The organism is Paraburkholderia nodosa DSM 21604 (genome assembly GCF_000519185.1).
GTDB classification, from domain to species: domain Bacteria; phylum Pseudomonadota; class Gammaproteobacteria; order Burkholderiales; family Burkholderiaceae; genus Paraburkholderia; species Paraburkholderia nodosa.
The window spans coordinates 15,213-39,229 of the sequence record NZ_JAFA01000012.1 but is presented as its reverse complement, the minus strand read 5'-3'; the positions used below and the strand labels follow the sequence as shown (position 1 = coordinate 39,229).

Annotated in this window: 37 protein-coding genes; 27 read left to right on the top strand and 10 right to left on the bottom strand. The window is 63.4% G+C overall.

Going from position 1 to position 24,017, the window contains the following annotated elements; all coding sequences use genetic code 11:
* Positions 1 to 5: 5 nt before the first annotated feature.
* Genes A3CW_RS0119070 through A3CW_RS0119055 form a run of 4 tightly spaced genes read right to left on the bottom strand, consistent with a single transcriptional unit; the run spans position 6 to position 1,333 of the window.
* Entirely contained in the window at positions 6 to 323 is a 318-nt protein-coding gene (locus tag A3CW_RS0119070; RefSeq protein ID WP_028204993.1) for a hypothetical protein, read from the bottom strand.
* Between the two features lie 5 nt (positions 324 to 328).
* On the bottom strand, positions 329 to 709 hold the full coding sequence (locus tag A3CW_RS0119065; RefSeq protein WP_028204992.1) for a hypothetical protein: 381 nt from the start codon (positions 707 to 709) through the stop codon (positions 329 to 331).
* On the bottom strand, positions 710 to 1,072 hold the full coding sequence (locus A3CW_RS0119060; RefSeq protein ID WP_028204991.1) for a hypothetical protein: 363 nt from the start codon (positions 1,070 to 1,072) through the stop codon (positions 710 to 712). It abuts the gene before it with no gap.
* Positions 1,073 to 1,333: a transcriptional regulator gene (locus tag A3CW_RS0119055; protein ID WP_051481596.1), complete on the bottom strand. Its 261-nt coding sequence runs from the start codon at positions 1,331 to 1,333 to the stop codon at positions 1,073 to 1,075.
* A gap of 75 nt (positions 1,334 to 1,408) precedes the next feature.
* Between A3CW_RS0119055 and A3CW_RS50245 the strand changes: the two genes are divergently transcribed.
* Positions 1,409 to 1,936 (top strand): helix-turn-helix domain-containing protein, encoded by a 528-nt coding sequence (locus A3CW_RS50245; protein ID WP_051481571.1) that lies wholly within the window; start codon positions 1,409 to 1,411, stop codon positions 1,934 to 1,936.
* A gap of 217 nt (positions 1,937 to 2,153) precedes the next feature.
* Here A3CW_RS50245 and A3CW_RS0119040 read toward each other — a convergent pair whose 3' ends face one another.
* Positions 2,154 to 2,579, bottom strand: coding sequence for a hypothetical protein (locus A3CW_RS0119040; protein WP_028204988.1), 426 nt, complete (start codon positions 2,577 to 2,579; stop codon positions 2,154 to 2,156).
* Positions 2,580 to 2,726: 147 nt separating this feature from the next.
* Here A3CW_RS0119040 and A3CW_RS0119035 point away from each other — a divergent pair, with 147 nt between their 5' ends.
* The 24 genes from A3CW_RS0119035 to A3CW_RS0118920 all read left to right on the top strand — a co-directional run bounded on the left by A3CW_RS0119035 (position 2,727) and on the right by A3CW_RS0118920 (position 16,115).
* Complete coding sequence (locus A3CW_RS0119035) at positions 2,727 to 2,939, top strand: hypothetical protein (RefSeq protein ID WP_028204987.1); 213 nt, start codon at positions 2,727 to 2,729, stop codon at positions 2,937 to 2,939.
* An 8-nt stretch (positions 2,940 to 2,947) separates the two neighbouring features.
* Positions 2,948 to 3,223, top strand: a complete 276-nt coding sequence (locus tag A3CW_RS0119030; RefSeq protein WP_028204986.1) for a hypothetical protein — start codon at positions 2,948 to 2,950, stop codon at positions 3,221 to 3,223.
* 1 nt (position 3,224) lies between these two features.
* A complete protein-coding gene (locus A3CW_RS50595) occupies positions 3,225 to 4,073 on the top strand; it encodes a hypothetical protein (protein WP_245623692.1) in 849 nt (282 codons plus the stop codon).
* 85 nt (positions 4,074 to 4,158) lie between these two features.
* Complete coding sequence (locus A3CW_RS50230) at positions 4,159 to 4,509, top strand: hypothetical protein (protein WP_028204985.1); 351 nt, start codon at positions 4,159 to 4,161, stop codon at positions 4,507 to 4,509.
* Positions 4,510 to 4,659: 150 nt separating this feature from the next.
* Positions 4,660 to 5,106 (top strand): hypothetical protein, encoded by a 447-nt coding sequence (locus tag A3CW_RS0119015; protein ID WP_028204984.1) that lies wholly within the window; start codon positions 4,660 to 4,662, stop codon positions 5,104 to 5,106.
* A 49-nt stretch (positions 5,107 to 5,155) separates the two neighbouring features.
* Complete coding sequence (locus A3CW_RS50225) at positions 5,156 to 6,955, top strand: ParB/RepB/Spo0J family partition protein (protein ID WP_051481569.1); 1,800 nt, start codon at positions 5,156 to 5,158, stop codon at positions 6,953 to 6,955.
* The gene (locus A3CW_RS53345) at positions 6,952 to 7,128 is read left to right on the top strand and encodes a hypothetical protein (protein ID WP_154677977.1); all 177 of its coding nucleotides are present in this window, start codon (positions 6,952 to 6,954) and stop codon (positions 7,126 to 7,128) included. Before A3CW_RS50225 ends, A3CW_RS53345 begins: the two co-directional genes overlap by 4 nt.
* Before the next feature lie 51 nt (positions 7,129 to 7,179).
* Positions 7,180 to 7,647, top strand: a complete 468-nt coding sequence (locus A3CW_RS46800) for a hypothetical protein (protein ID WP_028204983.1) — start codon at positions 7,180 to 7,182, stop codon at positions 7,645 to 7,647.
* 65 nt (positions 7,648 to 7,712) lie between these two features.
* On the top strand, positions 7,713 to 8,246 hold the full coding sequence (locus A3CW_RS0118995; protein WP_028204982.1) for a hypothetical protein: 534 nt from the start codon (positions 7,713 to 7,715) through the stop codon (positions 8,244 to 8,246).
* Complete coding sequence (locus A3CW_RS0118990; RefSeq protein WP_028204981.1) at positions 8,246 to 8,443, top strand: hypothetical protein; 198 nt, start codon at positions 8,246 to 8,248, stop codon at positions 8,441 to 8,443. Before A3CW_RS0118995 ends, A3CW_RS0118990 begins: the two co-directional genes overlap by 1 nt.
* Before the next feature lie 58 nt (positions 8,444 to 8,501).
* Positions 8,502 to 8,861: a hypothetical protein gene (locus A3CW_RS0118985; RefSeq protein WP_035513266.1), complete on the top strand. Its 360-nt coding sequence runs from the start codon at positions 8,502 to 8,504 to the stop codon at positions 8,859 to 8,861.
* On the top strand, positions 8,858 to 9,367 hold the full coding sequence (locus A3CW_RS0118980) for a DUF1566 domain-containing protein (protein ID WP_245623691.1): 510 nt from the start codon (positions 8,858 to 8,860) through the stop codon (positions 9,365 to 9,367). The genes A3CW_RS0118985 and A3CW_RS0118980 overlap by 4 nt, the downstream gene beginning before the upstream one ends.
* Positions 9,368 to 9,380: 13 nt before the next feature.
* Entirely contained in the window at positions 9,381 to 9,758 is a 378-nt protein-coding gene (locus tag A3CW_RS0118975; RefSeq protein WP_028204978.1) for a four helix bundle protein, read from the top strand.
* On the top strand, positions 9,751 to 11,103 hold the full coding sequence (locus A3CW_RS0118970) for an RNA-directed DNA polymerase (RefSeq protein ID WP_456152325.1): 1,353 nt from the start codon (positions 9,751 to 9,753) through the stop codon (positions 11,101 to 11,103). The genes A3CW_RS0118975 and A3CW_RS0118970 overlap by 8 nt, the downstream gene beginning before the upstream one ends.
* Positions 11,104 to 11,121: 18 nt before the next feature.
* Positions 11,122 to 11,904, top strand: coding sequence for a Lar family restriction alleviation protein (locus A3CW_RS53870; protein ID WP_245623690.1), 783 nt, complete (start codon positions 11,122 to 11,124; stop codon positions 11,902 to 11,904).
* Between the two features lies 1 nt (position 11,905).
* Positions 11,906 to 12,181, top strand: a complete 276-nt coding sequence (locus A3CW_RS0118960; protein WP_035513264.1) for a hypothetical protein — start codon at positions 11,906 to 11,908, stop codon at positions 12,179 to 12,181.
* Positions 12,178 to 12,408 carry a hypothetical protein gene (locus tag A3CW_RS0118955; protein WP_154677976.1) on the top strand — a complete coding sequence of 77 codons (231 nt, stop codon included), beginning with the start codon at positions 12,178 to 12,180 and terminating at the stop codon, positions 12,406 to 12,408. Before A3CW_RS0118960 ends, A3CW_RS0118955 begins: the two co-directional genes overlap by 4 nt.
* Complete coding sequence (locus A3CW_RS0118950; protein WP_028204974.1) at positions 12,405 to 13,358, top strand: phage Gp37/Gp68 family protein; 954 nt, start codon at positions 12,405 to 12,407, stop codon at positions 13,356 to 13,358. The genes A3CW_RS0118955 and A3CW_RS0118950 overlap by 4 nt, the downstream gene beginning before the upstream one ends.
* Complete coding sequence (locus A3CW_RS0118945) at positions 13,355 to 13,657, top strand: hypothetical protein (protein WP_028204973.1); 303 nt, start codon at positions 13,355 to 13,357, stop codon at positions 13,655 to 13,657. The genes A3CW_RS0118950 and A3CW_RS0118945 overlap by 4 nt, the downstream gene beginning before the upstream one ends.
* The gene (locus A3CW_RS0118940) at positions 13,654 to 14,124 is read left to right on the top strand and encodes an ASCH domain-containing protein (RefSeq protein ID WP_028204972.1); all 471 of its coding nucleotides are present in this window, start codon (positions 13,654 to 13,656) and stop codon (positions 14,122 to 14,124) included. Before A3CW_RS0118945 ends, A3CW_RS0118940 begins: the two co-directional genes overlap by 4 nt.
* Positions 14,121 to 14,441, top strand: coding sequence for a DUF7693 family protein (locus A3CW_RS0118935; RefSeq protein WP_028204971.1), 321 nt, complete (start codon positions 14,121 to 14,123; stop codon positions 14,439 to 14,441). Before A3CW_RS0118940 ends, A3CW_RS0118935 begins: the two co-directional genes overlap by 4 nt.
* Entirely contained in the window at positions 14,438 to 14,764 is a 327-nt protein-coding gene (locus A3CW_RS0118930) for a hypothetical protein (protein ID WP_028204970.1), read from the top strand. Before A3CW_RS0118935 ends, A3CW_RS0118930 begins: the two co-directional genes overlap by 4 nt.
* 27 nt (positions 14,765 to 14,791) lie before the next feature.
* Positions 14,792 to 15,004, top strand: a complete 213-nt coding sequence (locus tag A3CW_RS46790) for an excisionase (protein ID WP_035513263.1) — start codon at positions 14,792 to 14,794, stop codon at positions 15,002 to 15,004.
* On the top strand, positions 14,991 to 16,115 hold the full coding sequence (locus A3CW_RS0118920) for a tyrosine-type recombinase/integrase (protein WP_028204969.1): 1,125 nt from the start codon (positions 14,991 to 14,993) through the stop codon (positions 16,113 to 16,115). The genes A3CW_RS46790 and A3CW_RS0118920 overlap by 14 nt, the downstream gene beginning before the upstream one ends.
* 337 nt (positions 16,116 to 16,452) lie before the next feature.
* Here the strand turns inward: A3CW_RS0118920 and A3CW_RS0118915 are convergent, their stop codons facing one another.
* Positions 16,453 to 18,807 (bottom strand): tetratricopeptide repeat protein, encoded by a 2,355-nt coding sequence (locus A3CW_RS0118915; protein WP_028204968.1) that lies wholly within the window; start codon positions 18,805 to 18,807, stop codon positions 16,453 to 16,455.
* A gap of 227 nt (positions 18,808 to 19,034) precedes the next feature.
* On the opposite strand from A3CW_RS0118915, the gene adhP reads away from it, so the two are divergent.
* A complete protein-coding gene (adhP, locus tag A3CW_RS0118910; RefSeq protein WP_028204967.1) occupies positions 19,035 to 20,063 on the top strand; it encodes an alcohol dehydrogenase AdhP in 1,029 nt (342 codons plus the stop codon).
* A 102-nt stretch (positions 20,064 to 20,165) separates the two neighbouring features.
* Here the strand turns inward: adhP and A3CW_RS0118905 are convergent, their stop codons facing one another.
* From A3CW_RS0118905 to A3CW_RS0118890, 4 genes are all read right to left on the bottom strand, one after another.
* On the bottom strand, positions 20,166 to 20,465 hold the full coding sequence (locus A3CW_RS0118905; RefSeq protein ID WP_028204966.1) for a putative quinol monooxygenase: 300 nt from the start codon (positions 20,463 to 20,465) through the stop codon (positions 20,166 to 20,168).
* Positions 20,466 to 20,507: 42 nt separating this feature from the next.
* Complete coding sequence (locus A3CW_RS0118900) at positions 20,508 to 21,605, bottom strand: NADH:flavin oxidoreductase/NADH oxidase (RefSeq protein WP_028204965.1); 1,098 nt, start codon at positions 21,603 to 21,605, stop codon at positions 20,508 to 20,510.
* 181 nt (positions 21,606 to 21,786) lie between these two features.
* Positions 21,787 to 22,470, bottom strand: coding sequence for a type 1 glutamine amidotransferase domain-containing protein (locus A3CW_RS0118895; protein ID WP_028204964.1), 684 nt, complete (start codon positions 22,468 to 22,470; stop codon positions 21,787 to 21,789).
* Between the two features lie 147 nt (positions 22,471 to 22,617).
* Positions 22,618 to 23,220, bottom strand: a complete 603-nt coding sequence (locus A3CW_RS0118890; RefSeq protein ID WP_028204963.1) for a TetR/AcrR family transcriptional regulator — start codon at positions 23,218 to 23,220, stop codon at positions 22,618 to 22,620.
* A gap of 115 nt (positions 23,221 to 23,335) precedes the next feature.
* On the opposite strand from A3CW_RS0118890, the gene A3CW_RS0118885 reads away from it, so the two are divergent.
* Positions 23,336 to 23,986: an SGNH/GDSL hydrolase family protein gene (locus A3CW_RS0118885; RefSeq protein WP_028204962.1), complete on the top strand. Its 651-nt coding sequence runs from the start codon at positions 23,336 to 23,338 to the stop codon at positions 23,984 to 23,986.
* Positions 23,987 to 24,017: the final 31 nt, after the last annotated feature.

Sequence of the window (24,017 nt, the reverse complement as noted above, 5' to 3'; positions counted from 1 at the left end):
AGCTCTTACGCGGCCGCGCCGCACGCGCCCATGCTCATGCGCGCGCAACGGCAGTTACTCCCGATCACATTGCCCTGAGCGAGATATTCCATGTAGCTCTTGGGCACGATGACGAGGTCGAGCGCGTCGATAACGGCGGTCTGGTGCTCGAGCGTGATGCCCGCCGTGTTCGACAGGATCTTCGACAGCATCGAGACGTCCCAGCCAGTGGCTTCGAGAATCGCCTGTTTCTTCTTCGGATCCGAGAACGCATCGCGTAAGAGTTTTTCGACGATCGGCACGCGCGGAAGCATGCTCTGGACCGTCTGGGCAACGGCATTCATAAGGGTTACTCCGTATTCAAATATTCAGGAATGCGCATGAACGCACCGGTAGTTAAATTCGCTTCATGTTCCTCACGCGAACGCGAGATCACATGTCCATTCGATTCATCCGCCGTCGGCAGTACCGCCTCGGGCATAACGCCGCAGCTAACAGCGCGCGCGAATTGCAACAGCCAATCTGTCGGCCACAGCTTCGTGGTCAGGACCGTCAACTCCGCGCCGGCGCTCGAGCCGCGCGAGGTTGCGTCGCAATCCACGCTAAACAGTCCCTCGCGGAGTCGCTCGCCTTCGTAGAGGCAATGCAGGATCTCCAGCTGGAGTGCCGGGTATCGATGACCAGCATCGATGACGTCGGCGAGGACTTCGTGCAGCGAGCGCTCAGCCATTCACGCACCCGCCGGCTTCTTCTCATCAGTCGCGAGCAGCAGCGCAAACATCGCGAACAGCCAACCGGCGAGCGAAAAGACCGCCAGCGACGTGCAGCCGATTGCCACCTGCGCGATGACGCGCGCGAAGATCACCGCGCGAGACCGGATGCGGCGCGCGCGCGTCGTCCCCGGAATAGGGATCGCGCGATCGGAGGCCAACCGGGCGATCACAATGACGAACGCGAAGGCGAACGTGATCGCCACGATCAACCACCAATAGAACGTCAGCAGGCGACCCGCGACGTCGTGTCCGCCCGCCAGCCAGAACCAGCCGAGCCCGACTTCGGCGGCCGGCAGCAAAAATCCGCTGAAAAGCTTCATTCAGATCCCCTGTTCAGCTGGCAACGCCTGCGCGAGATCGGGCCAGCACTCTGCCCAATCGCTTGGTCGCAGGCTCTTGCGGCTCACCGAGCCATTCGTGAGTTTTTCGATAGCTACGCAGCGCTTTGGGGGAACCGGCCGTTCGCCGTTCACCCACTGCTGCACGGTCGGCGGTTTCACGCCGATCGCGCGCGCAAGCGCCGCGTTGCCGCCAAGAAGCTTGCTGGCCCGCAGGACAGCGTCGGTGTAGGTCTCGCTCATGGGCTGCATTATATGGCATTGCCTCATTTTAGCAAGGCATTGCCGCATCGACCGTCCAACGGGTCAAATTAGGCAATGCTTACTGGGAAAGAATTAGGCGATGCCATAGCGGCCGCCATCAAGAAAAAGGGCGTCACGAAGAAGGCGTTCGCGGACGCTATGGGCGTGAAGCCTGCATCCGTGCAGGACTGGGTCAAATTCGGTCGCGTTGCTAAAACGCGGATCGAGCCAATGATTCACTATTTCAGCGATGTCGCTGACCTCGAATATTGGGGCTTCGACCTTATCTTCACGGAGCGCGTGTCCGATCCGTGGGGGGGGACAAAAGAAAACTCACTCCGCATAAACCCCGAGGTAAACCCTGGTTCCGCTGATGTATCAGGAGGCTTAAAAAGTGAGCGCAACAAGTTGGAAGAATTTATTAGCGAACTCAGAGAAGCCTTCGAGAGCGGTCAGCTGAGCCCCAAGCGTTTGTCGCTGATGCGCGACTTGCTGCAGGACGGCGTCGAAACCCATCCGCCCTCCTATGCGCAGCAGCAGCTTAAGACCCGGGGCGTACATGGCGGAGCACGAAGACCCACCGCGCGGAAGAAGGCAGGATAAGGTCGTCTATCTGGACGCGTATCGAAAGCCATTCGCGCCCCATGCAGTAGGCATAGGTGCAGCGTCGTTTTCCGTCTACGCCCATCTCTATATCGATTTATGCTCCGACGGCGAAACCCGGTTCGGCATCGTCGGTGCGAATAGCGATAACGCCATGGGGCTCCTCGAGCCCATTTTCGTGCTTGGCCGCCAGCTGGCGAACCTGGCGACCCAATGATCAAAGAGTCGGCTTGAACGACACACCGTCGCGATCAGGCCGATAGATCGCCGTCCCCAAGAACTGCACCCTCTTCTCCCCAGTTACGCCGAGAACGTCTCGCGTCGCGTTCACAAAGATCAGCCTGTTCTCCTTCGCCGGCGAATGTCCGGCCTTCGCCAGCCCCTGAGCGACCGCGACCACCAGGGCCTCGGTATCGGCCTCCGATGTGGCAATACCTTCCGCCGGGGGCACCTTGTAGTGGATCGTCAGCGAAAGCGTCTTCTCTTCGCGCCTGTCGATCGTCACATTCGCCCATTCCGGGCGCGGCGCTAGCGCCCTAACCGCAGCCTTCACCACGTCGCCGTCCGGCGGCCCGCTCGGCTGCTGTTGCGCGTGAGCACTGATACACCCCGCCGCCAGCGCTGCTGCCGCCAGCGTTTTCATCGTTCTCATTTCTGTACCCCGTGTGGTTGGAATGCTTCCCGCGCATTCTGCCCGCCCTGAAAAAAATATGGCAATGCCTCTTTACAAGAGATATGGCATTGCCTAATATTCGCTCCATCAGATCGCAACACGCACACGGAGCGAACGATGTCCCAGCAACAGCAAGCCAACCCCACCGCCAGCACACCCAGCGCGTCGTCGCGTGGTGCCCGTGCGCTGAAGCGCGCTTTCCGCATCGTTCGCAACGCCCTGGCCGTTCTCGGCGTCGCGTTCGTCTACCTGCTCGTGCTCGGCTACCAGCAATACGAGGATCGCCTCGCTGCTGGCGACACGACGTGCAGCCTCACGCGCTGCCTGTGAGCCCAGCCATGCGACCGACGCCCACCCGCCTCCCCGACGAGCTGCTCGCGCAAGCGTGCCGAACGCTCGGCGTCGAAGGCGCGCCGGACGAAGCGCTGCTCAATCCCGCGGTTCGCGCCGCCGTGCAAGCCGCGGTCCGCGCGCAGATCGTCGGCCGACCGCAGCGCCACGTCGGCCGCCATGTGACGCCGCGCGCCGCGGCCCGCACCCAAACGTGTTTCGCGTTCGACGAACACACCGTCGATCTGAAGCGACTCGCAGCCAATGACGCAGATGAGGAATGACATGAGCGCTCTCGGATATCTCGGCCTCGCCTCCATCGCGAGCGGCTGCGTTGCCTGGTCCATGCTCGCGGTCGCGAAGCGATACGACGCCCACTTTTCCGCCCCCGCGAACGATGTATCGGGCTCTGACGGAGGCGCGGCCGCGGCGCGCCTTCCGCATGGGGTTTCCATGACGTCGATCGCGCTCCGGCAAGGCTTGCCGGAAGTTCCGGTGCGCATGCGCGCGCTACCCCTCGATTCCCGCGGCTATCCGATTCCGTATTTCGTCGCCCGCATCGACGGCAAGCCGGACTTTCGCGTCGCCGATACGGAGAAGTTCGCGACGTGCATCTATTACAAGCGCTGCTGGATCTGCGGCACGCAGCTCGGCCAGTACAAGGCATTCGTGATCGGGCCGACATCGGCCGTCAGCCGCACGTCCGGCGAGCCGCCGTGCCATGTCGAGTGCGCGAAGTTCGCGGCGCAGGTCTGCCCGTTCATCGTCAATCCGCGCGCCTCGCGCCGCGACTCAGGCATGCCGATGAACAAGCAGGCACCGGCCGGAACGATGTTCGACCACAACCCGGGTGTCGCGCTCGTATGGGTCACCCGTGATTCGATGGCCGTGAGCATCCGTAATGGCGTGATCTTCCGGATGGGCGAACCCGAGCAGACGTTCTGGTACCGCGAGGGCCGTCTGGCGAATCGCGACGAGGTGAAGGCAGCACTCGAAACCGGCCTGCCCGCGCTCTACGACCTCGCGCACGACGAAGGCGAAGCCGCGGTGCTCGAACTCGATACGGCTGTCGCTCGCGCGACCCGCTATTTCCCTCCGTACTCCACTGGCGCCGCGATCGCGATGCCCAGCTAACCAAGCTCTCAGGCGCGCGGCAATTTCCCCGACCGCGTGCTCTCGGTGGCGGCTCGTACAGCGCCCCATTTTTTAAGGATTCGAGATGAGCGAGCAGAAATTCGAGCAATGGGCCTTGGTTGAATTGTTCGGACACCAACGCATTGCAGGCCGTGTCTCCGACCTCACCATCGGCGGTGAATCGTTCGTGCGCGTCGACGTGCCGGCCTGCGAGGCCACTGACGACGAACCCGCACTCCAGGCCTTCACGAAGGCATTCGGCAAGGGCGCGATCTACGGGATCACGTTCCTCGACGAAGCCGCGTCTCGCCTGTTCGTCCGCCAGCTGCGCGTGCAGCCGATCGGCACGTGGGAGCTGAAGCGCGCGCTGCAGGATCTCCCCGTGGGCGGAGGTATGCAGCAGCTGAGCCTCCGCGATGAAGAAACCTCGTACTAGGCGCCGAGTCCCCTCGCCGACCCTGTTCCAACTCTTCGCCTCCGTCGACGACGGGAGCATGGATTTCAGGGACGCATACCGAATCGCCCGCGCGCAGCTGCGCGCCGCCAAGCGCCAGCGCATGACGCAATACTCGAAGAGAGCGAAGCCATGAAAACTATTTTCGTCTTCAACGATTCCCGCCACACCGATCTCGCGATGCACATGACCGCGCTCGGCGAAGACGGCCGACGCGTCGCGACGATCGTGTTCGACCGGAATACGGAACCGCATCGCGAATTTGCCATGGGCTGCACGCACGAGCTCGGCGCGAACGTCGACCCCTCGATCTCGATCCCGGTGAACGACACGCGCCGCGACCTCTTCGCCTCGTACGACCGCATGTACGGCGCCGGCAACTGGATGCCGCTGCTGGTCCAACCCGGCACCGACAACGCCGAATGGCGCCACGCCCTCGAGCTCTACCGCGCGCACGCAGAGACCCGCGGCGCGCCGGAACCGCGCTTCAGCGCGACAGCGCTCGCACGGATCTTCGAAGCCGTCCTCGGCGCGGCCGCGCCCACTCCGGCTCCGGCCGCCGACCGCGTGGTGCATTGAACGCTCTTGAATGAGCGTGAATGACCCAAATAGATCAGGAGATTATTCCGTGCAGACCGTCGAATTCTTGCGCCTCGGCGCCGTGCGTCCGTCGCCCACGAACCCCCGAAAGCGCTTCCCCGAGACCGAGCAGGCAGAGCTCACCGAGAGCGTGCGCAAACATGGCGTCCTGCAGCCGCTGCTCGTGCGCCCGTGGCCGGATGACGTTACTGGACTGTACGAGATCGTCGCTGGCGAGCGCCGCTTCCGTGCGGCCAATACCGCAGGCCTGTCCGAAGTTCCCGTGCTCGTGCGCGATCTCACGGACGACGAGGTGCTGCACATCCAGATCGTCGAGAACCTGCAGCGGAAGGATCTGCATCCGCTCGAGGAGGCCGACGGCTACAAGGTCCTCTCCGATCGTGGCCACACGCTCGAGCAAATCGCAGCCGAGGTCAGCCAGACGCGCACGTACGTCGCACAACGCCTGAAGCTGTGCGCGCTCAATGTGCAGACGCGCAAGCTGTTCTTCGAAGAGAAGCTGAACGCGAAGACCGCGCTGATGATCGCGCGTCTGCCCACCGACCTGCAGGACAAAGCAGCGAAGGAACTGACCGCCCCGTATATCAACGGCGAGCCGCGAACGGTCAAGGCTGCGTCCGAGCACATCGAGCGCACATACATGTTGCGTCTCGACCAGGCGCCGTTCAAGACGGCCGACGCGGCGCTCGTTCCTGCGGCCGGCGCGTGCGGCCCGTGCCCGAAGCGCACCGGCAACCAGCCCGAGCTGTTCGAAGACGTGCGCGGCAAAGAGATCTGCACGGATCCGGCGTGCTTCGCGAAGAAGCGCGAAGCATCTGCTGCGCAGAAACGCGCAGACGCCGAAGCAACTGGGCGCGCAGTCATCACCGGAAAAGAGGCGAAGGCTGCGCTGCCGCACCAGTACAGCCAGCTGCAGGGCGGCCTCGTGCAGCTCGACGACACCTGCTACGAGGACCCGAAGCGCCGCTCGTATCGCCAGATCATCGGCGCCAAGGGCGTGAAGGCCTCGTCACTCCTGGAGAGCCCGCACGATGGCAAGCTGATCGACGTCATGCCGAGGGCGGATCTGAAGAAGGCACTCGCCGATAAGGGCATCGAAGCGCGCAGCGCGGGCACGTCGAACCCGTCGCAGTCGGCCGAGCTCGCGAAGAAGAAAAAGGCCGACGCATATCGCGGCGAGCTCTTCCGTCAGGTGCGCGAGGCACACGACGGCACCGGCCTCGATGACTTCGACCTGAAGATCGTCGCCGTCACGTTCTATCGACGCCTGTGGAACGAAAACCAGAAGCGTCTTTGCAAGCTCTACGACTGGGGCAAGTCCGTCATCAGTGAAGCGGATTTTGCGAAGAAACTCGACGAGCTGGCGAAGGATTCGGAAGCGCTCGGCCGGATGGTGATGGATATCGCACTGATCGACGAATCCGTTGCGGCCACCTATTCGACCGGCAAGCCCGAGCTGCTCGAGGCGATCGCACGCGAACGCGGCATCGACCCGGGTGTCGTGCGCAAACAGGTCGAGACCGATATGCGGCCGAAGCCGAAGGAAAAGCCGGCGCCCGCAAAGAAGGTGCCTCCTGCATCACCGAAGCCGACCGCGAAGGCTGCACCGGCAGCGCCAGCGCCCGCAAAGAAAGTCGCTGCCAAGAAGGTAGCTGCTAAGAAGACGCCTGCAGTGAAGGCACCCGCTGCGAAGAAGGCCGCGGCTAAACCTCGTGCCGGGGCGGCGATGGTGACAGAGGCCGCGCAGGTCGACAACGTCAAGCCGACGCTCAAGCGCAAACCGCAGCCCACAGATGCGTGGCCGTTTCCGAATACTGGGCGACCGTGAGTGACTACCTGATCGAATTGGCGCGCGCCTCCGGCATGTCCATCCAGCTCGATGCTGTGATCGGCAGAGAGCACTACTGGAGCGTCAGCGGCTCGCTGGACGCGCTCGAGCGCTTTGCCGAGGCCTATAGCAACGAAAAACGCGCGGCACACAAATCAGAACAGAAAAATTGAAGGACCGGGCGCGGCCGGACCACCGCGCAAAACCAACCTACGGAGATCTACATGAAGCGCATCACTTTTGCATTTGCAGCAGCCCTCGCACTCGCCGCGGCACCCGTCGCTTTCGCCGGCAATGGCAACGGCAATAACGGCAACGGGAATGGCAACTACGGCGCGACGAGCTCGTTCGGGTTCAGCGGCGGCTTCGGCTCGTCGGTGAGCACGTCGGGCGGCTCGCAGGCCGAAGCGGGACAAAACGGCAATGGCTATTCGTCCCAGTGGAGCAATTCGAGCGGCGGCGGCTATGCCATCGGTGGCACGGCTATCGGCGCGGGTGTCGGTGGCTATGGCCTGAGCGGCGTTGGCGCCGGCGCGTCGGGCTCGTTCGGCTATACGGGCAGCACGTCGAGCGCGAACGCCGGCGGCTATACGAACGGCAGCGGCTATGGCGACAGCAAGTCGGGTGTCGGCACCGACGTCTCGTCGTACGGCTATTCGAACGTCAACGGCAGCTATTCCTACGGCAACTGATGAAAAGGGCCTTCGGTACGGCTAATACCGAAGGCCCCGTGCAACCACCGTTGGGGGTGACAACAATGAAACAGAATTTCATCATCGCGGCGTCGATTGTACTCCTGGCTCATGCGGCCGGAGCAGTCGCACAGACGTCGACGTCGGCGAGCGCGACGCAGAACTCGGCATCGACCTCGACCGCGCAAGGGACCATTCAGTTCAGCCAGGAGCCGGAGCATACCTCGCAGACCGTGCGCAACGTATCGGCGCCCGTGCTCGGCGCGTACGCGGCAAGCTTCTCGCAAATGAACTGCGGTCAGACAGTCCAGTTCGGCGGCGCGGTCGCTGGCGTCTCACTCGTCGGCGGCGCTTCGCACAGCCTGCAGGACTGCAAGCTCGAGGTCGCGGCCGCCGAGACGGTCCGTCAGTCGACGGTCACTGAAGATGTCGACGTGAAGGCGAAGCTGCAGAAGGCCGCGGTGCTCATCCGATGCCAGGTGTCGAAAGAGGTCTACGACGCCTATCTCGCCGCTGGATTCGACTGCTCTCTGAAGCCTGAGGAACTGCAGTCGCGGACCGATACGCAGCCTGCTAACTATCGCGTCGCAGGCAACTGATGAACGTCGAACGAAAGCGCCGGCGCGAGACATTCATGGAGCAAAGCCGACTCTACGTCTTTGCGAAAGAGCCCACGTCCGAGCAGCTGCACGCACTCGTTCAATCATTCGCAGAAATGGTGTCCTGCGATCGAGGTGAGCGCGTGCAGGTGATGATCGGCAGGGTCGCGATCAACCGGGAGAACGTATCAACATAAACATACAGATCGAAGGTAACCACACCCCATAACAGGGGACCATTCATCAGGAGAAGTGATGCAACAAATTCAACTTCCACCGATCGCAGTAGGTCATACCTACCTGTACGGCCGCATCAACAAGAACGGCGATGTCGAGCACACCGTCGTCGCCGCGGTAAATGACGAACGTTTGCCCCGCGAGCTACAGCGCGAATGGGCCAAAAGTGTCGGCGGTGTCCTTTATAACCGCGTCGATGCATTGATCATCTACAACGAGCGCCGCGAGCTGGTGAAGCCTGAGGCGTACTGGACGGACGACGACGTCGAATGGGATTCAGCTTGCGCCTGGTGTCAGAGCTACAGCCTCGGTCACCAGTACGGCTACCGCAAGAGCGCCGCGCTCCGCGCGGTCGCCGTCAGCAGATTCACTGCTTGATTCATTCACTCATTTATTTCGTTATCCGGAGAACCTCAATGTCGATAGTCACACTTGACCACATCGAGTCCGAGCATGCACGGATCGGCGCCTTGATTGCGCAGTTCAAGCAGCAGGCCGTTGCCACCGAGTATGTCATCGAGCGCGTGGTGATTCCGCTTTCGGCTGGCGCACGACTCGCCGGCCCGATCTTCAAGGAAGACGGATCGCTCGACTATTACCTTATTCTGCACGCCGGCGAAGGGGGCGAACTCAATCACGACGACGCAACGGGATATGCGGTCGAGCGCGGCCTCAAGCTTCCTACACGGCGCGAAGGACGCCTTCTTCAGGCTGCATTTCCGGAGTTCTGTGCCGAGGGAAGCATCTGGCTCGAGGAGGAATACGAGGACGATTCAGCTTGCGCCTGGTATCAGTTCTACGGCATCGGTCTCCAGTTCAGCCTCCACAAGAGCGCCGCGCTCCGCGCGGTCGCCGTCAGCAGATTCATTCCTTCAGTAATTTAATCATTTAGCCATCATGGCCCTCCACACCGAGCTCGACGTATATAGAACCGGCTACGACCTTCTCACGAAGGTTACGGGCATGGTCAAGAATATGGAGCGTTCCTTCAAGCGCCTCATCGGCGAAGATATCGTCGACGAAACGAAGAAGCTGCTGATTCTGGTCTATCGTGCCAACGTGGCCGAAGACAAGGTGCCGCATCTTTCGATGCTGATCGAACGCGTCAAACTCGTCGAGCTTCTGTTTCGCCTCGCGTGGGACATGCACGAGATCACCGATCGCCAGTACTGGAGCGTGATCCGACTCACCGAGAGCATCAGCAAACAAGCGGTGAAATGGAGGGAATGGGCCGCTCGTCGCCCGTCTCATGGAGGTTCACGCCGCCATGACTGAGCACCGTTTCAATCTGGTCGTGCCGCTGGCTCACGAAGCCACCGCCATGCGCATCACGGAAACCGATCGCCAGCGTGCGGAACGGTCCGGCGCAGTTTCCCAGACGAGCAATCGCCCGGGCGACGTAGATAGCACGATGGTTCAGCTTACGCCTGGTATCAGAACTACAACAACGGTAACCAGAACAACAACCACAAGAGCGCCGCGCTCCGCGCGGTCGCCGTCAGCAGATTGGATCGAGCGGCAAGATGGCTTTACTGGCGCAGAGCTCATCACGGCATATCGTGATTGCCGGCGCACGAAACGCAAGACCGCGAGCGCGCTTGCATTTGAGGCCGATCTCGAACGAAATCTCACTCGTTTGCACGACGAACTGGCCGACGGCTCCTACCGACCCGGTCGATCGATTTGCTTCGTCATCACGAGACCAAAACCGCGCGAGGTCTGGGCGGCGGAGTTCCGCGATCGAATTGTGCATCACCTGCTCTATAACCGGATCGGACCGCGCTTCGAGAATTCGTTCATCGCGGATAGCTGCGCCTGCATCAAGGGGCGCGGCACGCTGTACGCTGCGCAGCGCCTTGAGGCCAAAGTTCGCAGCATCACCCAGAACTGGAGCCGGCCGGCTTACTACCTGAAGTGCGATCTGGCGAACTTCTTCGTCAGCATCGACAAGTTGATCCTGCGCGAGCTGCTAGCGACGCGAATCGACGAGGCATGGTGGCTCGCCCTGACCGAGACAGTGCTGTTCCACGATCCGCGCACTGACTTCGAGATGCGTGGCGATCCGCGCCTGATGGACCTCGTACCGCCGCATAAGCGGTTGATGAACCAGCCGGCGCATCTTGGTCTGCCGATCGGCAATCTGTCGTCCCAGTTCTTCGCGAACGTCTATCTCGACGTGCTGGACCAGCGCGCGAAGCATCAATTGCGTGCGCGGCACTACATCCGCTACGTGGATGACTTCGTGTTCCTGCACGAATCGACCGACTGGCTCAACGCTGTATTGCGTGACGTGACGGGCTTCTTGCCGGAGCGCCTTGGCGTGCACCTGAACCCACGCAAGACGATCCTGCAACCGATTTCGCGAGGCGTCGATTTCGTCGGGCAGGTGATCAAACCATGGCGCCGCGAGACGCGTAAGCGCACTCGCAATGAAGCGCTGCGCCGTGTTGCGCAAGCGGCAGCCGCTGACGTGCACGAGATGGCGAATAGCTACTTCGGGCTGCTTCGGCAGGCGACGGCCAGCCATCAGGACCGCACACGGCTGGCAAATGTGGTTCGCGATCGCGGCCACGCTGTTGATGCTGCGTTCACAAAGACATATCGCGGCCGAGCCGCCTAACACGAGGATCGAACTGCAATGAATGAGCAACTTCTCCCGTGCGCCTTCTGTGGCTGCACAAAAGTGCCGGTCCGCCAGGGTAACGGAATTGGCGACTACTGGCTCGAATGCACCGAGTGCGGCGGCGGAACGAAGCTTCGCGAAGACGGCGCGGGTAATGAGCGGGATTGGAACCGCCGCCCCTCGAACACCGATCTCATCGCCCCTGCTGCGCCGAAAGATAACGGCAGTACACGCGCCGCACTCGTTCGAATTGAGAAAGCGGTTGACTGGTATCTCGGCAGAAGCGCCTTTACGCAATCAACGAGCCTGAAGGGACTTGAACACAGTAACGCCGTGCGCAAGGAAATATATGCCGCTCATGACGAGGTTCGCGCCGCGCTCGCCGCGCCCGTCGCCACTGTTTCGGTAGCGCCGCACGCCGACGATCTCGCCGTCGATGCTTTCGCAGCAGCGATGAAAGAGAAGCTTGCGCAAGCGCGCGACAAAGGCCGCGACGGCTGGCAACAGTGCGATCCGGACGAGTTATCGGTAATGCTGCGCGAGCACGTCGAGAAAGGCGATCCGCGCGATGTGGCGAACTTCTGCATGTTCCTGTGGAGCCTCGGCCAGTCGATCGGTAACGCAGTGCTGCCATGGGGTAAGCGAGCCGCCCAAGTGCGCATCTACCAGATCGGCTCCCCAGCAGGCAGCGGTACCGTCTGGTGGGACGTTGACCGCGAAAGCTACGAGCGCGAGAAGCTCGCTGGATATATGAAAACGGGGATTGTTTATCGGGTCGGGGGCAGCGGTGCAGTTTGACATGTTCGCCGCCGAACCCGAGCTGGCACCCGAGCCGGTAGATGACCGTGCGCCGATCGCTGCGCAGCACGCGCCCGCGATCGAGACTCTGCCGGAAGTGCTCCGGCCCGCGCCCCTGCCGCGCTGTGCCGAACTCGATGACTGGACCCGCACGTCTCAGCGCGCGTTCCTGCTGTGGATGATCGGCGCGATCGCGCGAGGCCTATACACGGTGTCGAGCATGGTCGCGCTGCCGGGAGTACTCCAGAAACTCAACGGCCTCGGGGGTGAGTGGTGAGCGACCTCAAATACGCAGTCGAACAGCGGCTGCGCTTCATCGACTTCCTCGTCGCGCACTACGGGACCGTCAACCGTGGCGCACTCGTCGACTACTTCGGGATCTCGATGCCTTGCGCGAGCGGCGATCTCAGCGAATACCAGAAGCTCGCGCCGAGCAACATCGTCTACGACAAGAATGCGAAGGCATATGTGCGCGCCGAGAACTTCAAACGGGTGTGGGCATGAGCGAAAACAGCAAAATCGAATGGTGTGACGCGACTTTCAATCCATGGATCGGGTGCACGAAGGTGTCGCCTGGGTGCGACCATTGTTACGCAGAACGCAGCACGCCGTCGAGAGTGCAGAAGATCAACTGGGGCCCGGGTGCGCCGCGCCGGCGCACGTCCGCCAGCAACTGGCGCAAGCCGCTTCAGTGGAACAAGGCGCATGCAGAGTTCTTCGCCGCGCACGGACGGCGCCAGCGCGTGTTCTGTGCCTCTCTCGCCGACGTTTTCGACAACGAGGTCGATCCGCGATGGCGCATCGACCTATTCGATCTGATCGAGCTGACGCCAAACCTAGACTGGCTGCTGCTGACGAAGCGCATCGGCAATGCAATGCGCATGCTGAAGTCGCACGACTGGTGCGCTGGCCAGCGCAATGTCTGGCTCGGCATCACGGTCGTCAACCAGGAGGAGGCCGACCGCGATATTCCGAAGCTGCTGGCAACGCCCGCGCACATGAAATTCTTGAGCATGGAGCCGCTGCGCGGCGACGTCTACGTTCGCGAGTACTTGACCCCGTCATTTCCACACTGTGTTGCATTCGTGCAAGGCAAACAAATGGAGGACGGTTATTGCGGCCGGTGCGGTGGCCACAGGTCCGACCCCATCCATCGCCGCGATACGCACGACTACATCGACTGGGTGATCGCCGGCGGCGAGAGCGGGGCCGGCGCTCGGCCGATGCATCCGACGTGGCCGCGCAGGCTGCGCGACCAATGCGCGGGCGCAAGCGTGCCGTTTCTGTTCAAGCAATGGGGGGAATGGGCGCCAGCGCCAGGCGTCATCGATGCGAGTGGCGGCATGTTCCATCGTGTCGATGACGACGCATGGATGCAGCGCCTAGGCAAAAAAGATGCGGGGCGCCTGCTCGACGGGCGCACGCATGATGAATTCCCGCGAGGTGCAGCGTGACCGACAACGAAAAGTTCTACGACGATGAGATCGCGCCGGCGCTGCTCGAGCTCGCCAACAAGATGCGGCCGAGAGGCATGTCGATGGTCGCGACAGTCGAATACGATCGCGGCCAGCGTGGATCGACCTACGAGCTCGCGAAGGATCGAGGCTTCGAAATGGACCTGCTGCACGCCCTTTCGCGCGCCGGCAATCACATCGATAGCTTCCTAATCTCCGTAATCCGCATGTGCAACTCGCGCGGCATCAGCATGCGCGAGAGCATTTTCCTGAAGAGCTACGGAGAAGATCCGCGATGAAAGCTCTGTCAATCCGCCAGCCGTGGGCATGGCTCATCGTACGTCCCGACCTGACCGGCGCGGCGCGCGAAGTTGCGATCGAGGCCGGCAAGCTGAAAGACATCGAGAACCGCACCTGGCCGACAAGACTTCGCGGACGTTTCCTGATCCATGCGAGCAAAAGCATGACGCGCGCCGAGTATGACGACGTCGAGGCCTTTCTGGACTACTTCGATATCGACATCGCACTGCCCGGGCAAGAAAAGCTTCACCGTGGCGGGATCGTCGGTGCCGCGACCCTCACTGACTGCATTCCGACGGCGAGACGGACTTCGACGTGGCACATGGAGGGCCAATGGGGCTTCCTCCTCGAAGATGTGAAGCCGGTGCCGTTCGTCGAGTGCAAGGGCGCGCTGCAGTTCTTCGATGTGGCCGCCGACGTCGCGACGCAGCTGCGTCAGATGCACGAACTGGGAGCCATCGTATGACGCCCGCAATTTCTGCAGAGGAAGTCGCCGAGGTATTGCGTGGCGCGGCTCACGGCACGCTGCAGCTGACCGTGGTCGGTGAACGCTGGTCGGACGTGTATTGCGGCGATGTCGAAGTTTCTGTTGCTGGCTGGGCGATCGTGATTTTCAACGATTGCTCGGATGTCGATTACGTCGACAGCGCCATTGCCCCCGATGGGCGTAGCGTCGAGTACTCCGACTGGTTTGAAGCCGCTGGCGCGTTTGGGGCCGACCCCATCGACTTACTGTCGGGTGCCGACGAGAACGCCCTTCGCGAGCTGCTGGAGCGCGCATGACGGCGCCACTCATCTCGTCGCAGCGCTTCCTCGACCCCGCCAAGGTCGCGGACAAGGCCGGCCGCTTTCGGGTGTTCATCGTCCGCGTGGCCGAGCTCGAGCTGCGCGGCCGCCGGTACCGGATCCTCGTCGATGGGCATCACACCCTGGCCGCAGCGCGCGCCGCCGGCGTCGAGCCGACATGGCGCGGTCCGCCAGCGAAGTGGCAGCGCATCCAGCGCGCCACCCCGCCAGCCGATTTCGAACGCTTCCTGATTAACAACCTGACGGACTCGGACTGGTACTTCGTCGAAACAGGCGAAGTTGTCCGAGAATTGCTTTAACCCGATCCACAGCGCACGCGAGGCATCATGCAAGCACAGCTCATCCCCGTAAGATCGTGGGCAAGCCGCGTATTCGGCGACCATCAACCGCACCGCAACACGCTGCGTAACTGGATCAAGAACGGTCGCATTCGACCGCTGCCCCGCAAGATCGGCCGCGAGTACTTCTGCCGCCCCGATGCCGAATATATCGACCCGGTCGCCGAGCGCATCGAAAGGATGACGAATGGCCGCGGCTAGACGACGGATCGCGAGCCGGCGCAGCTGGCCCGCGAACCTCTATCTCAATTCGAAGGGCTACTACTGGTACCGCAATCCGGCAGACGGATCGGTCTGGGGGTTGGGCCGCGAGTTCAAGGAAGCGGCCGCGCAGGCGCGCGTCGCGAACGCCGAGCTCGAGCGACGCAAGGGCGCGGTGGGCCTCATCCAGCGCATCGATGGCGCCGACGACACACTCATCGTGTTTTGCGACGAATACGAGAAGATCTACACGGAGCGAGGCAACACGCGCAAATCGGTGATGACGGTGCAAACCTATCTGCGCACGATCAAGAAAGCGCCCTTCGCCCAGACCTCGATATCGAAGATCACGCCGAAACAGGTCGCCGACTACATCGCGGCCGAGGAAAAGCGCGTGAGTGGCTCGCACAGCAGCCAGATCCAGACGCGCCTGATCGACATATTCAATGAAGCGATCGGCGCCGGGAAGCTCGAGGCGGGCAAGAATCCGGCGATCGCGATCCGCCGGCGCAAGTCGGTCGTGAAGCGCGAACGTCTCAGCCTGGATGAATTCAAGAAGATCGTCGCGAAGGCGCGCGAGAACCTCGGGATGTCGTGGGCGGCACGCGCGTTCCTTCTCGCACTGCTTACCGGCCAGCGGCGCGAGGACATCAAGAAGATGAAGTTTTCGGACGTCAAGGATGGCTTCCTCTGGGTCGAGCAATCGAAGAGCAAGGGCCAGACGAAGCTAAAGATCCCTGTGACGCTCGGCCTCGCTGCGCTCGACGGCCTGACGATCGAGGAAGTCATTCGTGAGTGCCGCGACGCGATCCTCTCGAAGCACGTCGTCCATCACGTCATGAGCAAAGGCACGGCGAAGCCGGGAGACAGCCCGAAGCTCGGAGGCTTCACGACCGCGTTTGTGAAGTTTCGCGAACTGGCCGAGATCGAGACGTCCGAGGGGAAAACGCCGCCGTCGTTCCACGAGATTCGCTCGCTCGCGGCGCGCCTCTATGGCAATGAACGGGGCGCAGATTTCGCCCAGGCGCTGCTCGGCCACAAGAATGCGCAGATGACCGCGCTCTATCGCGACAGCCGGGGAACGGAGTGGAGCGAGGTAAAAGTCGGCTGATTATTTTGGATCTTTATTGGATTTATTTTGGATCAGCCGCTTGAATCCGTTTTCAATCAACGCGTTGCGAGATTCCCATCCATCGGATTCGGATGGATCGGTTTTCGCTCACTTGCGCTGGCATTCCGGCTGGATCACACGCGTGGGGCCGGACGGCGCGCGAAATGGGGCGAATACGCGGCGCGGCCCGGCAACTTGCAGCGCGGCGCGCGCGGGAAATCGGCGCGCGGCCCTGGCTGTCAGGCTAGGATTCTACTGTATATTTATACAGCACGCTGGATGGCCGTTCGGCTGAGTCAAGGCCGCCGGTTGCCCCATATTTGCGCGCCAGATCGTCCTATTGCGCCGCGGCGCGCCACATGCCTTCGTACGCCGCCTCGACGCCACGCGCGAAGCGTTCGCCGTCCATCAGCGGCGAATGCGCCATGCGTTCGCGCAGCGTCGCGCGCAGATTCGCGAGGCGCGGCAGGTCGTTCGCGAGACTCGCCGCCGTCTCCACGAAGGCGTCGTCGGAATCGGCGGCCAATTCGGTCAGGCCGAGGTTCGCGAGCTGGCTCAAGCCCGCGCGCCCCGCCACGGTCGGCCCGATGCGCGTGACGACGGGCACCCCCATCCACAGCGCGTCGAGCGAGGTGGTATGGCCGTTGTACGGCAACGTGTCGAGCCCGAGATCGACCTCGTGATAGCTGCGCAGATAATCGGCGCGCGGCCTGAACGGCAAAAAGCGCACGCGCGCCGGGTCGATGCCGGCACGCGCGAGCCGCTGTGCGAGGCGGCGCCTCGCTTCGCCCTCGGCGGCCATGAGCACGAGGCGCGCCGCAGGCAAGCGGGCGAATACACGGGCCCACAGATTCAGCGTCGTATCGGTGAGCTTGCACGGGTTGTTCAGGGAGCCGAACGTGACGTGTCCCGCGCTCGATGCCGGCAGCGCATTCACTTCGGGTTCCGAAGCAAGCGGGTCATAACACCAGAACGTGTGCGGCAAACGCCAGGACTTTTCGCTGTAGTAGCGGTCGTGCGCAGGCGGATCGAGCCAGGGATCGGTCAGCCGCCAGTCCATCGCGCCGATTCCGGTCGTGCCGGGATAGGCGAGCCAGGCGACCTGCACCGGCGCCGGCTTGCGCGCAAACAGCAGTGGCCGGCCATCGGACATGTGCATCGTGAGATCGACGAGGACATCGATGCCGTCCGCGCGGATCCGGTCCGCCAGCGCCGAGTCGCTCAATGTGCGCACGTCGTGCCACTCGTCGACGTGCGCGGCAAGTCGCGCGGTCGTCGCATCGGGCCTGACCACGCTCGAATACGCGTGAATCTCGAAGCGCGTGCGGTCGTGGTGGGCGAACAGCGGCGTCATGAACAATGCCTGGCAATGCTCACGAAAATCGCCCGATACGTAACCGATGCGCAAGCGCCTTCCCGCCGCGGCTTCGACGGGCCCCTGCGTGCGTTGCACGCCGAGCGGCGCTTCGTGCTGCGCGGACCAGCGTCTCGACTCGTCGAGAATCACCTGCGGATCTTCGGCCTGGAACGACAATGCGTACAGAAGGTTGCTATGCGCGATGAGGTTGCCGGGCTCGCTCGCCACGGCCCGGCGAAAGCATTCGATGCCTCCGTCCAGGTCCCCGCAGTCCTTGAGCACGTTGCCGAGATTGTTGAGCGTGGCCGAGCGCGATGGATCGAAGTCGAGGGCCTGGCGCAATAGCGCTTGCGCCTCGTCGAGGCTGCCGAGCGTGCGCATCAGGTTGGCGGCGTTGTTGAACGCGTCGACGAAATCCGGCCGGGTGCGGATCGCCGTTTCGTACGCTACGCGTGCAGCCTGATAATCACCGAGGTCGCGGCAGACATTCCCCAGGTTGTTAGCCGCTTCCGCATGCGCCGGGTCGAGCGCGAGCGCGCGGCGATACTGCGCTTCGGCGTCGCGCAGACGGCCGCGCGCCTGCAGCGCGACGCCGTAGTTGTAGGCCGCATGGGCGATAGGAGGTTCGATGGCCAGCGCGCGTTCGAGCAGGGGCAACGCCTCGTCCAGACGCTCGAGGCGGGTCAGCAGCACGCCGAGGTTGATCATTGCGACGGCAGTGTCCGGCGCGGCCGCCAGCGCAGCGCGCAAGCTTTCGAGCGCCTCCTCGTCCTGCCCCGCTTCCTGCAGCAGCGTGCCGAGGTTCGTCAATGCGTTGGCATCGCCCGGTTGCAAGGCGAGCGCGCGACGATACGCGGCCTTGGCCTCGCCGGAATCGCCCAGCAGACGCAGGCCATTGCCGAGGTTGTTCCAGGCGTCGGCCCGGTTCGCCTCGCGCTCGAGCGCGGCCCGCCACGCCGCCACCGCTTCCGCCAGCGCACCCTGCGCCTGCAGTGCCGCGCCGAGCCCGCACCAGAGATCGGCGGACGACGCGTCGTCCGCCAGCAGAGCGCGATAGATCTGCGCCGCTTCGGCATGGCGCGCGGCCATGGCATAGGCCTGCCCCAACGCTTCGCGATAGCGCCGCTGCCCGGGCTCGACGGCGAGCGCGCGCTGCAGCCAGCCGATCGCATCGACCGGCGCGCCTTCCTGCAAGCCGATCACGCCGAGGCGAAACATCGCACCCGCGTGCGCTGCATCGGCTTCGAGCAATTGCGTGTACAACTGACGCGCGCGCGTCAGGTCGCCGGCGAAATGGCTCTCACTGGCGCGTTCGTAAAGGGAGTCGTTCTGCATCGGGGTCACTGAATTCGTGCAACGGAGTCGTTACCAAACCTTTCCCAATATTAACGGCAGTTTCTTTCGAAAACTTCTCACCCGTTTCATTACCAACTATTGAGCACGTTCATCGCAGACGAAAAACCTTTCCTTCAAACTTGAAAGGCAGGCGGACGTGCGGCGACACCGCGATGCGCAACGCATCCGGCCGCCCGTCGCCACTCAGCTTCGACAGGAGCCCGACGATGAGCAAGACGATGCAAGCCGCGGTAGTCCGCGCATTTGGCAAACCCCTCGTGCTGGAGGAAGTGGCCGTCCCCACCCCGGGACCCGGCGAGCTGCTCGTGAAAATCGAGGCGTGCGGCGTGTGCCACACGGACCTGCACGCCGCGCACGGCGACTGGCCCGTGAAGCCGCAGCCGCCGTTCATTCCCGGTCACGAGGGCGTGGGCTATGTCGTCGGCGTGGGCGCGGGCGTCACGCACGTGAAGGAAGGCGATCGCGTCGGCATTCCGTGGCTCTATTCGGCATGCGGCCATTGCGAACATTGCCTCGGCGGTTGGGAAACGCTTTGCGAGCAGCAGCAGAACACCGGCTATTCGGTCAATGGCGGCTTCGCGCAGTACGCCAAGGCCGACGCGAATTACGTTGGCCTGCTGCCGAAAAATATCGGCTTCATCGAAATCGCACCCGTGCTCTGCGCCGGCGTGACGGTCTACAAGGGCCTGAAAGTCACCGACACGCGCCCCGGCAACTGGGTCGTGATTTCCGGCGTGGGCGGCCTCGGCCACATGGCCGTGCAATACGCGCGCGCGATGGGGCTCAATGTCGCCGCCGTCGATGTCGACGATACCAAGCTCGAACTGGCGAAACGCCTCGGCGCGACCGTGACGGTCAACGCGAAAACCACCGATCCCGCTGCGTATCTAAAGAAGGAAATTGGCGGCGCGCACGGCGTGCTCGTTACCGCGGTCTCGCCCATCGCGTTTTCGCAGGCGCTCGGCATGGTGCGCCGGGGCGGCACGGTGTCGCTGAACGGCCTGCCGCCCGGCGACTTTCCGCTGCCGATCTTCGACATGGTGCTGGGCGGCGTGACGGTGCGCGGCTCGATCGTCGGCACGCGTCTCGATCTCGAAGAGTCGCTGATGTTCGCGCAGGAAGGCAAGGTCAGGGCGACCGTCTCCACCGACAAGCTGGAGAACATCAACGACGTGTTCGCGCGCATGGAGCGCGGCGCGATCGAAGGCCGCGTCGTGCTCGATATGGCGGGCTAGGCAGCGCACGGCCGCTCGATGAAAAACGCGCCGGACACCGCTGCAAAGCGATGTCCGGCGCGTGAATGGATCGCCGCAACGATTGCGGCAAGAAGCGCGGCCTCAGTCCGCGACGTCCACACCCTTCAGCAGCTTCACCTCAGGCGGTTCCGTCACCCACGCACCGATCTTCGCGCGGTACGCCACGAAGTGCGCGCTTTCGCGATGCGCCTGCACCGCGGCTTCGTCGACATAGGTCTCGTAGAGGTAAAAGCCCGGCGCGCCATCGGCGCGGCGCAGCAGGTCGTAGCGCAGATTGCCCGGCTCCTTGCGCGTGTGCGAAACCATGTCACGCATCAGCGCCTCCACGTCGGCGACGTGCTCGGACTTCGGCGTGATGCTCGCGAATAGATAGACGGTCATCGGCATTCCCTCATCGTCAACGGTTGTACCGGTCGGCATAATTCAGCCAACCTTGTAGCGCTCGAGCCAGTGCGCGTACGGCGCAGGCAAAGTCCACGCGGCGCGTTCGACGCCCAGTTCCTGGGCCGCGAAATACGGCCAGTGCGGATTCGCGAGATGCGCGCGCCCGACCATCACGACGTCGAGTTGCTCCTTCGCCACCGAGCGCTCGGCCAGTTCCGGCGTGCCGATCCCCCATGCCGACGACACCGGCAGGCCGGTCGCACGACGCACCTTTTGCGCGATCGGCGCGAGGAACGCGGGCGCCCATGGAATCTGCGCGGCGGGCGTCGAGAAACCGACGCTCACGCCCAGCATGTCGAGGCCTTCGCGCTTGAAGCCCTTGGCCAGCTCGATCGATTCGGCGAGGGTTTCCTCGTCGCGGCCATCGTACTCGATCACGCCAAAGCGCGCTGTCAGCGGCAGATGCTCCGGCCAGACCTTGCGCACGGCGGCCAGCGTTTCCAGCAGGAAACGGCTGCGGTTTTCGAGGCTGCCGCCATAGATATCGTCGCGCTGGTTCGAATGCGTCGAGAAAAAGCTCTGGCCGAGGTAGCCGTGCGCAAAGTGCAGTTCGAGCCATTCGAAGCCGGCTTCGAGCGCGCGCTTCGCCGCGGCCACGAAGTCCTCGCGCACACGAACGATGTCGTCGATCGTCATCGCCTTCGGCACCTTCGGCAGATGCGCGCCAAACGCCGTTGCCGAGGGCGCGATGGTCTGCCAGCCGCGCGCGTCGCCTTCGGCGATGTGGTCGTCGCCTTCCCACGGGCGGTTCGCGCTCGCCTTGCGGCCCGCGTGCGCAATCTGGATGCCGGGCACCGCGCCCGCCGCCTTGATCGCCGCGACGGTGGGCTTGAATGCCTCCATCTGTGCGTCGTTCCACAGGCCCGTGCAACCCGGCGTGATGCGGCCTTCGGGCGAAACCGCCGTCGCCTCGACGATCACGAGGCCCGCGCCGCCGCGCGCGATCTGCGCGTAGTGGACGTGGTGCCAGTCGTTGATCACGCCATCGACAGCCATGTACTGGCACATCGGCGGCACGGCGATGCGATTGCGCAGGGACACGCTCTTGAGCTTGAACGGCTCGAACAATGCGGACATCTACAGCTCCTTTCTTGGCACAGGTCGCGCGTCGCGCGGCGCCTGCGCCGGTTGGCAAAAACGGGATTTCCTTGCAGCAACGCGCAATCGGACACGCGCTGCGAGCGCGCCTCGCAGCGTTGCCGAAAGGAAATCGAGGGAAGCGGACGCGCTCGCCAAAGGCGCGCGCGTTCGCGCAACATCAAGCGCGGCGCAGCGCCGCGAGCAAGGCTTCGGCAACCGGTTCCGACGAAGCCGGGTTCTGGCCCGTGATGAGCAGGCCGTCGGTTGCGACGTGCGCTTGCCAGTCGGCGGCCTTCGAGTACTGGCCGCCGTTGGCCTTCAGCATGTCCTCGACGAGGAACGGCACGACGTCCGTCAATTGCACGGCGGCCTCTTCGTCATTCGAAAAACCGGTGACCGACTTGCCGGCCACGAACGGCTGACCGTCCGCACCCTTCACGTGACGCAGCACGCCCGGCGCATGGCAGACGGCGGCGACAGGCTTGCCCGCGGCGATCGTCTTTTCGATCAGCGCGATCGAAACCGGATCCTCGGCCAGGTCCCAGAGCGGGCCGTGGCCGCCCGGGTAGAACACGGCGTCGAACGCGCTTGCGTCGGTATCGGCGAGACGTTTCGTATTGGCAAGCGCCGTTTGCGCTTCGGTGTCGGACGCGAAACGCCGTGTCGCATCGGTCTGCGCCGAGGGATCGCTGCTCTTCGGATCGAGCGGCGGCTGGCCGCCCTTGGGCGACGCGAGCGTAAGCTCGGCGCCAGCGTCGCGCAGCGCGTAGTACGGCGCGGCGAATTCCTCGAGCCAGAAGCCCGTCTTCTTGCCGGTGTTGCCGAGGTCCTCGTGCGAGGTCAAAACGATCAGTACCTTCATCGGCGTTCCTTTCTGGGTTGGGTTCGGGCGCTCGCACGCCCTTCGGAAACCGGTTTCTTCATGCACTATTAGACCGGTCGTCTAGTTTTTCCGCACAATGCGCGACAATCGCGCGCACCTCACGCGCTGCCGCGGCTTCGCGTTCGATTAGTCGCCCGGAGGCAGCTTCAACAGGATGCGCGTGGTCGCCATGGCCGCGTCGAGCGGCTTGCGGTCGCGGTGGATCTTCTCGAGCAGCGTCGCGCCGAGCCACAGTTCGTAGAGCGTCACCGCCATGGTCGCCGCATCGTTCACGCCCACGAGCGAGCCATCTGCACGCCCTGCCTCGAGACACGCAGTAATACGCGAGATCGTCGCGTCGGTGCCGAGACGCAGCGCTTCGCGCATCGCCTCGGAAAGGTCGCTGACCTCCGCGCCCAGCTTCACCGCGAGACATTTGCCTACCGGATCGTCGGCGCACTGGATCAGGCGCCAGTCGTCCCAGTAGCGCATCAGCTTCTCGGCTGCCGTGCCCGGCGTGCGCACGAGCAGATCGTCGAGACGCTCCGCATACTCGGCAAAATACGACGTGAGCAACGCTTCGCCGAACGCTTCCTTCGAGCCGAAATAGTGATAGAACGACCCTTTGGGCACACCGGCGGCCGCGAGGATCTCATTGAGACCGACTGCGGAAAAGCCCTTGCCCAGCAGAATGGGCATGGCGGTATCGAGGATGTGTTGCCGCACTTCAACGGCTGCCGCTGCATTCATGAGACGACATGTTACAGAGCGATTAGACCAGTCGTCTAGTAATCTCCCATGATGAGTAGTGGCATTGCATCGCCCCCCGCAACCAGGCAACCAGCTAACCAGGAAGAGGCAACCCATGACGTCACGCACCCTGCTCTGTTACGGCGATTCCAATACGCACGGTACGAAGCCGCTGACCGTTCCCGGCGTCTCCGAGCGATTCGGCCCCGCCGACCGCTGGCCCGGCGTACTGCGTGAGGCGCTCGGGCCAGGCTGGACGATCATCGAGGAAGGCCTGCCCGCGCGCACCACGGTTCACGACGATCCCATCGAAGGGCGGCACAAGAACGGGCACGCCTATCTGCGCCCATGCCTCGAAAGCCAGTTGCCGGTCGACGTGGTCGCGCTGATGCTCGGCACCAACGACCTCAAGACACGCTTTTCCGTCACGCCCACCGACATCGCGAACTCCGTGGACGTGCTGCTCGAAACGCTCGTCGCGTGCCGCGCGGGTCCGGGCGGCTCAACGCCGCACGTGCTGCTCATGTCGCCGGCACCGATCGAAGAGATTGGCTTCCTCGGCGATATCTTCACGGGCGGCGCAGCCAGGTCGCGCCTGCTTGCGCCGCTCTACGAGCGCGTCGCCGTGAAGTACGGCTCGGCGTTTCTCGACGCCGGCGAATTCGCCACCGTCAGCCCTACTGATGGCATTCACTACGAAGCCTCCCAACACCACCGGCTCGGCAAGGCCGTCGCGGAAGTCGTGCGTCAGCGCTTCGGCGCATAAGCGCCTGGCAGGCCGCAAAAAGAAAAACGCC

What these genes read in the sequence shown, in the direction of transcription:
- A3CW_RS0119070 (WP_028204993.1), bottom strand. Translation starts at nt 323, where the DNA reads ATGAATGCCGTTGCCCAGACGGTCCAGAGCATGCTTCCGCGCGTGCCG.
- A3CW_RS0119065 (WP_028204992.1), bottom strand. Translation starts at nt 709, where the DNA reads ATGGCTGAGCGCTCGCTGCACGAAGTCCTCGCCGACGTCATCGATGCT.
- A3CW_RS0119060 (WP_028204991.1), bottom strand. Translation starts at nt 1,072, where the DNA reads ATGAAGCTTTTCAGCGGATTTTTGCTGCCGGCCGCCGAAGTCGGGCTC.
- A3CW_RS0119055 (WP_051481596.1), bottom strand. Translation starts at nt 1,333, where the DNA reads ATGAGCGAGACCTACACCGACGCTGTCCTGCGGGCCAGCAAGCTTCTT.
- A3CW_RS50245 (WP_051481571.1), top strand. Translation starts at nt 1,409, where the DNA reads ATGCTTACTGGGAAAGAATTAGGCGATGCCATAGCGGCCGCCATCAAG.
- A3CW_RS0119040 (WP_028204988.1), bottom strand. Translation starts at nt 2,579, where the DNA reads ATGAAAACGCTGGCGGCAGCAGCGCTGGCGGCGGGGTGTATCAGTGCT.
- A3CW_RS0119035 (WP_028204987.1), top strand. Translation starts at nt 2,727, where the DNA reads ATGTCCCAGCAACAGCAAGCCAACCCCACCGCCAGCACACCCAGCGCG.
- A3CW_RS0119030 (WP_028204986.1), top strand. Translation starts at nt 2,948, where the DNA reads ATGCGACCGACGCCCACCCGCCTCCCCGACGAGCTGCTCGCGCAAGCG.
- A3CW_RS50595 (WP_245623692.1), top strand. Translation starts at nt 3,225, where the DNA reads ATGAGCGCTCTCGGATATCTCGGCCTCGCCTCCATCGCGAGCGGCTGC.
- A3CW_RS50230 (WP_028204985.1), top strand. Translation starts at nt 4,159, where the DNA reads ATGAGCGAGCAGAAATTCGAGCAATGGGCCTTGGTTGAATTGTTCGGA.
- A3CW_RS0119015 (WP_028204984.1), top strand. Translation starts at nt 4,660, where the DNA reads ATGAAAACTATTTTCGTCTTCAACGATTCCCGCCACACCGATCTCGCG.
- A3CW_RS46800 (WP_028204983.1), top strand. Translation starts at nt 7,180, where the DNA reads ATGAAGCGCATCACTTTTGCATTTGCAGCAGCCCTCGCACTCGCCGCG.
- A3CW_RS0118995 (WP_028204982.1), top strand. Translation starts at nt 7,713, where the DNA reads ATGAAACAGAATTTCATCATCGCGGCGTCGATTGTACTCCTGGCTCAT.
- A3CW_RS0118990 (WP_028204981.1), top strand. Translation starts at nt 8,246, where the DNA reads ATGAACGTCGAACGAAAGCGCCGGCGCGAGACATTCATGGAGCAAAGC.
- A3CW_RS0118985 (WP_035513266.1), top strand. Translation starts at nt 8,502, where the DNA reads ATGCAACAAATTCAACTTCCACCGATCGCAGTAGGTCATACCTACCTG.
- A3CW_RS0118975 (WP_028204978.1), top strand. Translation starts at nt 9,381, where the DNA reads ATGGCCCTCCACACCGAGCTCGACGTATATAGAACCGGCTACGACCTT.
- A3CW_RS0118970 (WP_456152325.1), top strand. Translation starts at nt 9,751, where the DNA reads ATGACTGAGCACCGTTTCAATCTGGTCGTGCCGCTGGCTCACGAAGCC.
- A3CW_RS53870 (WP_245623690.1), top strand. Translation starts at nt 11,122, where the DNA reads ATGAATGAGCAACTTCTCCCGTGCGCCTTCTGTGGCTGCACAAAAGTG.
- A3CW_RS0118960 (WP_035513264.1), top strand. Translation starts at nt 11,906, where the DNA reads ATGTTCGCCGCCGAACCCGAGCTGGCACCCGAGCCGGTAGATGACCGT.
- A3CW_RS0118950 (WP_028204974.1), top strand. Translation starts at nt 12,405, where the DNA reads ATGAGCGAAAACAGCAAAATCGAATGGTGTGACGCGACTTTCAATCCA.
- A3CW_RS0118940 (WP_028204972.1), top strand. Translation starts at nt 13,654, where the DNA reads ATGAAAGCTCTGTCAATCCGCCAGCCGTGGGCATGGCTCATCGTACGT.
- A3CW_RS0118935 (WP_028204971.1), top strand. Translation starts at nt 14,121, where the DNA reads ATGACGCCCGCAATTTCTGCAGAGGAAGTCGCCGAGGTATTGCGTGGC.
- A3CW_RS0118930 (WP_028204970.1), top strand. Translation starts at nt 14,438, where the DNA reads ATGACGGCGCCACTCATCTCGTCGCAGCGCTTCCTCGACCCCGCCAAG.
- A3CW_RS46790 (WP_035513263.1), top strand. Translation starts at nt 14,792, where the DNA reads ATGCAAGCACAGCTCATCCCCGTAAGATCGTGGGCAAGCCGCGTATTC.
- A3CW_RS0118920 (WP_028204969.1), top strand. Translation starts at nt 14,991, where the DNA reads ATGGCCGCGGCTAGACGACGGATCGCGAGCCGGCGCAGCTGGCCCGCG.
- A3CW_RS0118915 (WP_028204968.1), bottom strand. Translation starts at nt 18,807, where the DNA reads ATGCAGAACGACTCCCTTTACGAACGCGCCAGTGAGAGCCATTTCGCC.
- adhP (WP_028204967.1), top strand. Translation starts at nt 19,035, where the DNA reads ATGAGCAAGACGATGCAAGCCGCGGTAGTCCGCGCATTTGGCAAACCC.
- A3CW_RS0118905 (WP_028204966.1), bottom strand. Translation starts at nt 20,465, where the DNA reads ATGACCGTCTATCTATTCGCGAGCATCACGCCGAAGTCCGAGCACGTC.
- A3CW_RS0118900 (WP_028204965.1), bottom strand. Translation starts at nt 21,605, where the DNA reads ATGTCCGCATTGTTCGAGCCGTTCAAGCTCAAGAGCGTGTCCCTGCGC.
- A3CW_RS0118895 (WP_028204964.1), bottom strand. Translation starts at nt 22,470, where the DNA reads ATGAAGGTACTGATCGTTTTGACCTCGCACGAGGACCTCGGCAACACC.
- A3CW_RS0118890 (WP_028204963.1), bottom strand. Translation starts at nt 23,220, where the DNA reads ATGAATGCAGCGGCAGCCGTTGAAGTGCGGCAACACATCCTCGATACC.
- A3CW_RS0118885 (WP_028204962.1), top strand. Translation starts at nt 23,336, where the DNA reads ATGACGTCACGCACCCTGCTCTGTTACGGCGATTCCAATACGCACGGT.